Origin of the sequence: Sphingopyxis sp. (assembly GCF_036402335.1) — a bacterium.
GTDB lineage: Bacteria > Pseudomonadota > Alphaproteobacteria > Sphingomonadales > Sphingomonadaceae > Sphingopyxis.
On record NZ_DASWTD010000471.1, the window covers coordinates 1 to 8543 of the forward strand.

Annotated in this window: 6 protein-coding genes and 1 tRNA gene; 3 read left to right on the plus strand and 4 right to left on the minus strand. The window is 64.5% G+C overall.

Annotated features, from left to right (window positions below):
* Positions 1-1354: multiheme c-type cytochrome (locus tag VGD20_RS15305; protein WP_331135273.1), on the minus strand; the 1354-nt coding region annotated here is incomplete at its 3' end.
* A 49-nt stretch (positions 1355-1403) separates the two neighbouring features.
* Complete coding sequence (gene gdhA, locus VGD20_RS15310; RefSeq protein ID WP_331135274.1) at positions 1404-2759, minus strand: NADP-specific glutamate dehydrogenase; 1356 nt, start codon at positions 2757-2759, stop codon at positions 1404-1406.
* Between the two features lie 158 nt (positions 2760-2917).
* Here gdhA and VGD20_RS15315 point away from each other — a divergent pair, with 158 nt between their 5' ends.
* Complete coding sequence (locus tag VGD20_RS15315; RefSeq protein ID WP_331135275.1) at positions 2918-3844, plus strand: tetratricopeptide repeat protein; 927 nt, start codon at positions 2918-2920, stop codon at positions 3842-3844.
* 185 nt (positions 3845-4029) lie between these two features.
* On the opposite strand, the gene putA is transcribed toward VGD20_RS15315, so the two are convergent.
* Positions 4030-7125: a bifunctional proline dehydrogenase/L-glutamate gamma-semialdehyde dehydrogenase PutA gene (gene putA, locus VGD20_RS15320; RefSeq protein WP_331135276.1), complete on the minus strand. Its 3096-nt coding sequence runs from the start codon at positions 7123-7125 to the stop codon at positions 4030-4032.
* Positions 7126-7222: 97 nt separating this feature from the next.
* Here putA and VGD20_RS15325 point away from each other — a divergent pair, with 97 nt between their 5' ends.
* Both VGD20_RS15325 and VGD20_RS15330 read left to right on the plus strand, forming a co-directional pair.
* Positions 7223-7693 carry an Lrp/AsnC family transcriptional regulator gene (locus VGD20_RS15325; RefSeq protein ID WP_331135277.1) on the plus strand — a complete coding sequence of 157 codons (471 nt, stop codon included), beginning with the start codon at positions 7223-7225 and terminating at the stop codon, positions 7691-7693.
* A 48-nt stretch (positions 7694-7741) separates the two neighbouring features.
* Positions 7742-7815: transfer RNA gene (locus tag VGD20_RS15330), tRNA-Gly, on the plus strand.
* 52 nt (positions 7816-7867) lie between these two features.
* On the opposite strand, the gene VGD20_RS15335 is transcribed toward VGD20_RS15330, so the two are convergent.
* The gene (locus tag VGD20_RS15335) at positions 7868-8359 is read right to left on the minus strand and encodes a hypothetical protein (RefSeq protein ID WP_331135278.1); all 492 of its coding nucleotides are present in this window, start codon (positions 8357-8359) and stop codon (positions 7868-7870) included.
* Positions 8360-8543: the final 184 nt, after the last annotated feature.

Below are 8543 nucleotides of genomic sequence, written 5' to 3' on the forward strand. Positions count from 1 at the left end.
TCACCGCCGTATAGGCGCGGTCGATGTCGCTGCGGATGCCCGCCGCCGCGCCGACGGTGACGCGCCCCGACGACACCATCGCGTTGAGCAGCGTATCGACCCCCATCACCGCCTGCTGCGACCCCGAATAATCGGTGTAGCGATCGCTGATCGCCTTTGCCGAGATCGCATCGACCATCGCAAAGGCGTCGGCGCCCGAGAAATTGCGCGAGGCGAATGCGCTCTTGAGTGCAGCGACCGTCTGCGACAGCTGCGCCGCTGCGGCGACCGCGCTCGGCCGGTCGGTTGCCATCGCCTTGTGGAAGGCGGCGGTGCGCACTGCGAGCTGGTCGGCAAGTGCGGGAGCAGCAAGCCGGGCGGCGGCGGCAAGCATGATCAGATTTTCGTCATTATAGGGCGGCATGCCCTCGGGAATCGACCGGCCCGGATTGTCGAGGCTGGTGCGCACCGGTTTTGCCTGATCGAAGATGCGGCGATGGCAACTGTGGCAATCGAGGAAATAGAATTCGGGGAACATGCCCTCGGTCCCGCGGCGCGTCTGGAACAAGGCGAGGCTGCGTTCGATCGCGGTCGCCTGTCCGACCGCCCACATCTGGACATGGTCGGTGCGCCGGTTCGCGGCGCCGAACTTGCGCCAGCCATAGTCGGCGTCCTCCTGATGATGCGCCTGCAGCGACGAGAAAAGATCGAGCTCGAACGAAATGCGCGGGTGACCCGCCGCCATGATGCGGTGGGTGACGAATTGCCCCTCGCCCGCCGAACCGAAGTGGCAATCGACGCACACTCCCGCGCGCACCACCGGGTCTTCGAGTTTCCTGAGGCCGGCCGACAGGTTGGCGAGATGCTTGTCGCGCATTTCGCGGTCGGGATCGGCGTTCGTGCCGACGCCTGCATAATGGCTCGCGAGCCAGCCGCCTGCGGGGCCGTGGCATGATTCGCAGCCGACACCATCCTCGGCGGGCACCGCGCGCGCCGTTCCTGCGGTGCTATGACAGCCGAGGCACATCTGCGCCCTGGATGGATCGCCGATACCAAGGTTGCGCGCGATGAACTGGCTGCGATTATTACCCAGCACCGCCCAGGCGCGGCTATGCGCGCCGCCGGCGGTCGACGGTTCCTGCCATTTCATCAGCTCGTCCTGACGGACGACGGTGCCGTCGCCTTCCATCCGGCCGTGGCAGGTCGACCCCGCACACGAAGCGACGCCGGTGTAGCGCGCGCCGCTTTCGCCTTGCGAGCGGGCGGGGGGAGCGAAGACGAACGCCGCGATGGCGAGCGCGAGCAACATCGTCGCCAAGGCGGCGAACACCACCCCTGGCCGATCGCCGCGCTCCTTGCCAGCGTGCGTCGTCATCCGCAGAACCCCTTTTCCCCAGCCCGGCGCTTTTACGCCTTGGACCGATTTACACCACCCCGAATGCCAGCATCGCGTCGGCGACTTTCTTGAAGCCGGCGATGTTCGCGCCCTTCACATAATCGATATAGCCGCCGCCGCGGTCGCCGTAGGTCAGGCAGCTCTTGTGGATGCCGTCCATGATGTCCTTCAGCATCTGCTGCAACTCCGGCTCGCTCCAGGCGCGGCGGCCGCTGTTCTGGCTCATTTCGAGCCCCGACACCGCGACGCCGCCGGCATTCGCCGCCTTGCCCGGCGCGAACATGATCTTCGCATCCTTGAAGACATGCACGCCCTCGAGGTTGGTCGGCATGTTGGCGCCCTCGCTCACCGCGATACAGCCATTGGCGACCAGCGCCCTGGCATCGTCACCGAGCAACTCGTTCTGCGTCGCGCACGGCAGAGCGACATCGCATTTGACGCCCCACGGCGTCTTGCCCGCCGTAAAGCTCGCACCCTTGAATTCGTCGCAATATTCCTCGATCCGCCCGCGGCGATGCGTCTTGTGCGCCTTCACCCAGTCGATCTTTTCCTGGTCGATGCCATCGGGATCGTGGATGAACCCGCCCGAATCCGAGAGCGTCAGCACCTTGCCGCCGAGCTGGACGATTTTTTCCGCGGCGTGCGTCGCGACATTGCCCGAACCCGAAATCACCGCGGCCTTGCCGGTGAGGTCCTGCCCCTTCGCCGCGAGCATGTTCGCAAGAAAGTAAACCGCGCCATAACCCGTCGCCTCGGTGCGGATCAGCGAGCCGCCCCATTCGAGGCCCTTGCCGGTGAGCACGCCGGTGAACTCGTTGGTGATCCGCTTGTACTGGCCGAACATGAAACCGATCTCGCGCCCGCCCACCCCGATGTCGCCCGCGGGCACGTCGATGTCGGCGCCGATGTGGCGATAAAGTTCGGTCATGAAGCTCTGGCAAAAGCGCATGATCTCGCGCACGCTCTTGCCCTTGGGGTTGAAGTTCGACCCGCCCTTGCCGCCGCCCATCGGCAGCCCGGTCAGCGCATTCTTGAACGTCTGCTCGAACGCGAGGAATTTGAGCACACTCTCGGTGACGCTCGGGTGAAAGCGGATGCCGCCCTTGTAAGGGCCGATCGCGTTGTTGTTCTGGACACGCCAGCCGCGCTGGACGCGGATATTGCCGTTGTCGTCTTCCCAGCAGACGCGGAAAGACACCACCCGGTCGGGTTCGGCGATGCGCCGCAAGATCTGCTGCGCGTGATATTCTTCCTTGTCGGCGATGAAGTCGAAAATATCTTCCGATACTTCCTGCACCGCCTGGACGAACTCGGGCTGACCCGGGTTGCGCTTTTTGACGCCTTCCATGAACGTCGAAAAGTCGACGTGATCCGATACTGCCATGCACCCCTCCCCTGATGACCGGGAAAGCCGGTGCGACCCCTGACGATTTTTATCGTTGACCGACCTTGCATGACAAAGGCTACACCATCGCCGAACAAAGGCAATATGACGGCGCGCACAGGCGGGGATTTTTTCGTGCAGCGCACAAGAGGGGCAAAATGAGCGAGAGCAACAAGATGAGCGGCGCCAACCGGGCCATATTGATCGCCGCATTCGTCCTGCTCGCGGCCGCCGTCGGCTATGCGGTGTGGCGGGATTCGGTGCGCTCCACCATCCCTCCCGCTGTCGAAGGTGGTGCTGCGCCGTCCGACCAGCTCGCCGAACTGGAAGCGCGGACGAAACGCGAACCGGACAGCGCCGAGGCATGGACCGCGCTCGGCGCGGCGCATTTCGACCTCGGCGATTTCGGCGGGGCAGCCGCAGCTTATGAGAAAGCGGTCGCACTGTCGCCCGAATCGGCGGGGCTCTGGTCGGCGCTTGGCGAGGCGCGGGTGATGGGGAGCAACAGTGATCCGATGCCGGCGGCCGCGCTCGAAGCCTTCAACAAGGCCATCGCGCTTGACGCAAAAGATCCGCGCGCGCGCTATTTCCTCGCGGTGAAGAAAGATATCGGCGGCGATCACAAGGGCGCGATCGAGGACTGGTTTTCGCTGCTCGCCGACACGCCGCAGGGCGCGCCGTGGGAGGCCGACCTGCGGCGAACGATCGAGCAGGTCGGGCAGATTCACAAGATCGATGTCACCACCCGGCTCGCGAATACGCAGGCACGGCCGCTCACCGCCAACGAAATGCCCGTAGCGGCGCGCGCGATCCCGGGGCCGAGCCGCGCCGACATGGAGGCGGCGTCACAACTGCCCAAGGGTCAGCAGGACGCGATGATCGAAGGCATGGTGAGCGGGCTCGAAGCGAAGCTGAAGGCCAATCCGGCCGACGTCGACCGCTGGATCATGCTGATGCGCAGCCGCATGACGCTCGGCGAAACGGCGAAAGCCGCACAGGCTCTGAAGGACGGGATTGCAGCCAATCCTGCCGCCGCAGGGCGGCTGAAGGCGCAGGCGCAATTGCTGGGCGTGCCGGGGGCGTGATTTGCACATTGGCCCGCGACCGGGAAACAGATATACGACCCATGCTGCTGCGGGGGGAACCATAACAAAGGGTCGCCGCGGCGCGAAGCCGCGGGACGCTTTCGGACGTATCGCCCGGGACAGCCGTCCACTCTGTATCGGGCCTCGTGGTCTCCTGATCCCACCGGACAACCGGCGGATTGCGCCTAACCAGCCATCAGCGCCGCATTGCCGCCCGCCGCAGTGATATCGGTGCTGATCGACTTTTCCTCGGCAAAGCGGTGCAGATAGTGCGGGCCGCCCGCTTTCGGCCCCGTGCCCGACAGGCCGCGGCCGCCGAACGGCTGCGATCCGACGATCGCGCCGATCTGGTTGCGGTTCACATAGACATTGCCAACCTGCGCGCGCGCCGCAATGTGCGCGGCGACGCCGTCGATCCGCGTGTGGACGCCGAGCGTCAGACCATAACCCGAAGCGTTGATCGCATCGATGAGCTGGTCGAGTTCGCCGCCCTTCCACGTCGCCACATGGAGCACGGGTCCGAAAATCTCACGCTTCAGATCGGTGACATGATCGAGCCGAATCGCGACCGGCGGGACAAAATGGCCGTCGGCGGGCATGTTCGTCCGCCCCGCTTCGGCGATCACGCGGCCCGCAGCCCGCGCTTCGGCGACATAGGCGGCGATATTCGCCTGCGCCTCGTCGTCGATGATCGGGCCCACGTCGGTCGCGAGGATCGACGGGTCGCCGACGTTGAGTTCGGCCATCGCGCCCGCGACCATTTCGATCATCGTGTCGGCGACATCTTCCTGCACGCAGAGCAGGCGAAGCGCCGAGCAGCGCTGGCCCGCCGACTGGAAGGCCGAGGCGACGGCGTCGCGTGCGACCTGTTCGGGAAGCGCGGTCGAATCGACGATCATCGCGTTGGCCCCGCCGGTTTCGGCGATGAGCGTTGCGATCGGGCCGTCGCGCCCGGCGAGGCTGCGGTTGATCATCCGCGCAACCTCGGTCGAGCCGGTGAAGGCGACGCCGATGATGTCGTCATGGCTCGTCAGCGCGGCGCCGACGGTTTCGCCGCGGCCCGGGAGAAACGCGAGCACATCGCCGGGGATACCGGCTTCGAGGAGCAGTTCGACCGCCGCATGGGCAATCAGCGGTGTCTGCTCGGCGGGTTTCGCGAGCACGCTGTTGCCCGCGGCAAGCGCCGCCGACACCTGCCCCAGGAAGATCGCAAGCGGGAAGTTCCACGGGCTGATGCAGACGAAGACGCCCTTGCCTTCGAGCATCAGCTCGTTGCGTTCGCCCGTCGGGCCGGGCAGCGTGACAGGATAGGTAAAGTCCGCGCGCGCTTGCGCCGCATAATAGCGCAGGAAATCGACCGCCTCGCGCACCTCGGCGACCGCGTCGACCAGCGTCTTGCCCGCCTCGTCGATCGCGAGGCCGAGGAAAAGCGCGTCGTGCTCTTCGAGCAGGTCGGCGGCGCGCTCGAGCCGCTCGGCACGGAAAGCACCGCCGGCAAGGCTCCAGTCGCCCTGCGCCGCACGCGCGGCGGCTACGGCGTCGGCAACGACGGCCGCGTCGGCCTCGATCACGTGCCCGGCGACCGCGCCCGTCGCGGGGTTGCGGACAGGCGCACTCGCGCCCTTGCGCGCGACCCCGCCGACGATCGGCGCCGCGACACGATCGCCGCGCCGCGCCGCGCCGATCGCGGCAGCCAGCGCCTCGGGTACGCCCGGCTCGCCAAGGTCATAGCCGCGCGAATTGCGCCGCACCGGATCGTAAAGACCGAGGCCGGTTGCGATGTTCGACGACGCGGCGCTGGCAACGCTGCGCGGATCGACGGCGAGCTGTTCGGCGGTAACGTCGGGGTCCGAAAACTGATGAACGAAGCTCGAGTTCGCGCCATTTTCGAGCAGGCGACGAACGAGATAGGCGAGTAGGTCGCGGTGTGTGCCCACCGGCGCGTAGACGCGCACCGGGCGTGGCGGCGGGAACAGTGCGACAAGTGCATCATGCGCGCCCTCGCCCATGCCGTGCAACCGCTGCAGCTCGTAATCGGCGCCCGCGAACAGTTCGGAGACATAGGCGAGCGTCATTGCATTATGGCTCGCGAAGGCGGGATAGATGCAATCCTGACAATCGCGCAGCAGCTGGACGCAACGCATATAGTTGAGATCGGTGTGGAGCTTCGCAGTGAATACCGGGAAATCGCCGAGCCCCAGCGTCTGCGCACGCTTGATCTCGGTATCCCAATAGGCGCCCTTGACGAGGCGCATCGACAGCTTGGCTCCGCGTGCCCGCGCGCGGTTGGCGAGCCATTCGATTACCGCCGGCGCTCGCTTCTGATACGCCTGGATCACGATGCCGAGCCCGGTCCAGCCATCGGCGATCCCGGCGTCGATCAGCGCCGCGAACACATCCATATGCGGCTCCAGTCGGTCGCTCTCCTCGGCGTCGATCATCAGCGGGATGTTCACCGCGCGCGCCGCGCGCGCGAGTTCGATGACATTCGGGATCAACTCGCCCTGGACGCGCGCCGATTGCAGATATTCATAGCGCGGGTGAAGCGCCGACAGCTTGATCGAAATACCGTGGTTGGCATGCGGGTCGCCGGGCTTCGCGCCCTTGCCGATCCGCGCGATGGCATTGGCATAGCTGTCATAATAACGCTGCGCGTCCTCGGCGGTGCGCGCCGCCTCACCGAGCATGTCGAAGCTCGCCAGTTCCGATTTTTCCTTGTCTGCGCGCTTGACCGCGGCGTCGATCGTCTCGCCCATCACGAACTGCTGGCCGAGCATCTTCATCGCCGCGAGCGCCGCCTGGCGAATGACCGGCTCGCCCGAGCGACGGATCATCGATTTGATGAGGGTGAGCGGGTTCGCCTTGCTGCCCATCGCGTCCAGCATCAGCGTCGCCGATCCGAGCGAGAGACCGCGCGAGGACAGCGCCACGATCAGCGGGCTGTCCTCATCCTCGCCGTCCTTCCAGTGGCGTCCGGCGATCTTGTCGCGAATCAGCGCATTGGCCGTGGCATTGTCGGGCACGCGCAGCAGCGCCTCGGCCAGACACATCAGCACGACGCCTTCCTCGGTCGACAGGCGATAGCGGTTCATCAGCTGTGCCACGAGCGTCTCGCGTTCGCCCTCGGCCTTCGCCTTGCGGATCAGTTCGAGACCGCGACGGGTAACGGCATCGACACTGGCCGAAGAAGTGCCGAGGATGGTACGCAGCTCGGCGACGATGTCGGATTCGCTGCGGCGGGCGAGGGCACGAAGGGGCGCGCGATCTGGGCTCTGAGTCATGGGCCCCCTTAGCATAACACTATAAGTCGATCTGACTTGTTTTTGCCGGTTTGATTTATGATTTGACCAATTTTATGATCAATCCTAGTCGATATATATGAAAATCAGCGCACCCCTAGTCGAACTGGACGAATTCGATCGCAAGATTCTCGCGATCCTCGGGCGCGACGGACGCATCACCTTTACCGAACTCGCGTTGCAGGTCGGCCTCTCGAAGACGCCCTGCCAACAGAGGGTCAAACGCCTCGTCGACAGCGGCCTGATCGTCGGCTTCCGCGCAATCGTCGATCCCGTCAAGGTCGGGCTCGACCATGTCGCCTTCACCGAGGTGAAATTGTCGGACACGCGCGAGGAGGCGTTGAAGCAGTTCAACATGGCAGTGCGGCAAATTCCCGAGGTCGAGGAATGCCACATGATCGCGAGCAGCTTCGACTATCTCCTCAAGGTCCGCACCCCCGACATCCGCCGCTATCGCATCGTGCTCGGCGAAAAGATTTCGAGCCTGCCGCATATCGCAAGCACGTCGACCTTCGTCGCGATGGAGACGATCTGCGAATCGGCGCGTTGACGCGGGAGATTGACGGCCACCCGCGCCTGTGCCAATCGCGCAGTCCACGCGGGTGTAGCTCAATGGCAGAGCAGAAGCTTCCCAAGCTTACGACGAGGGTTCGATTCCCTTCACCCGCTCCAGCGCTACCATGCATTGCCACGGAACGGCGCCAGCGCTGGCGATCCCCAATCCTCAAGGCACGATCGTAATCGCCGGGTTCAACGTCAGCGTTCCACCGCTTAACGTCAAGACATAGGCTGCTGGCGGTCTTGGCCCCGCCAAAGTCGCGGTCGGGGCGGACCAGTTGAAATCAACATTGTTCCACAGGCAAAGCCCCACCGGAGTATTGATCTGCAACGAAGGAATACGGAGCTTCGTCGACGAAGTGGCTGTCATGGCAAGCGGGAGGTCTATATCCAGGAAAATACCCTCGCAGAGGGGGTCCTCGCCCCAAATGGCGCCGCTTACAAAGGTAATGGTTGTACTCGAAGTCCGCGAGCCGTCGAGGCCGACCGAGCATGTGAACGACGGATTGCCCGGCAGTTCGGGCCTGCTGAAAGTCAATGTGCCGGTGGCGGAAATCGGGGTGCCCAGTGGCGGTGAGACAATGGTCGCGGCCGATGCCGACGTAACACTCATGCCAATCCCGACGAACGCAATGGCGATGTTTTGCAACATGTTCATGGACAATATCCCCTTCCCTCCGGATTTCCGTTCGCCGTCCGGCGCAGATGATCCGGTCAATAAGAGACTGTTGGGAGAATAAATTATCGTATCGCGATTATATGAGGATCTATCGGGACTGTTTCCAGCCGACCCTGTCCGGTCAGTATCTTTTCGAACGGACGCACCTGAACTCGCTTCCGTC

Excerpts from the sequence above, each read along its gene's own strand:
- gdhA (WP_331135274.1), bottom strand. The coding sequence starts at position 2,759 with ATGGCAGTATCGGATCACGTCGACTTTTCGACGTTCATGGAAGGCGTC.
- VGD20_RS15315 (WP_331135275.1), top strand. The coding sequence starts at position 2,918 with ATGAGCGAGAGCAACAAGATGAGCGGCGCCAACCGGGCCATATTGATC.
- putA (WP_331135276.1), bottom strand. The coding sequence starts at position 7,125 with ATGACTCAGAGCCCAGATCGCGCGCCCCTTCGTGCCCTCGCCCGCCGC.
- VGD20_RS15325 (WP_331135277.1), top strand. The coding sequence starts at position 7,223 with ATGAAAATCAGCGCACCCCTAGTCGAACTGGACGAATTCGATCGCAAG.
- VGD20_RS15335 (WP_331135278.1), bottom strand. The coding sequence starts at position 8,359 with ATGAACATGTTGCAAAACATCGCCATTGCGTTCGTCGGGATTGGCATG.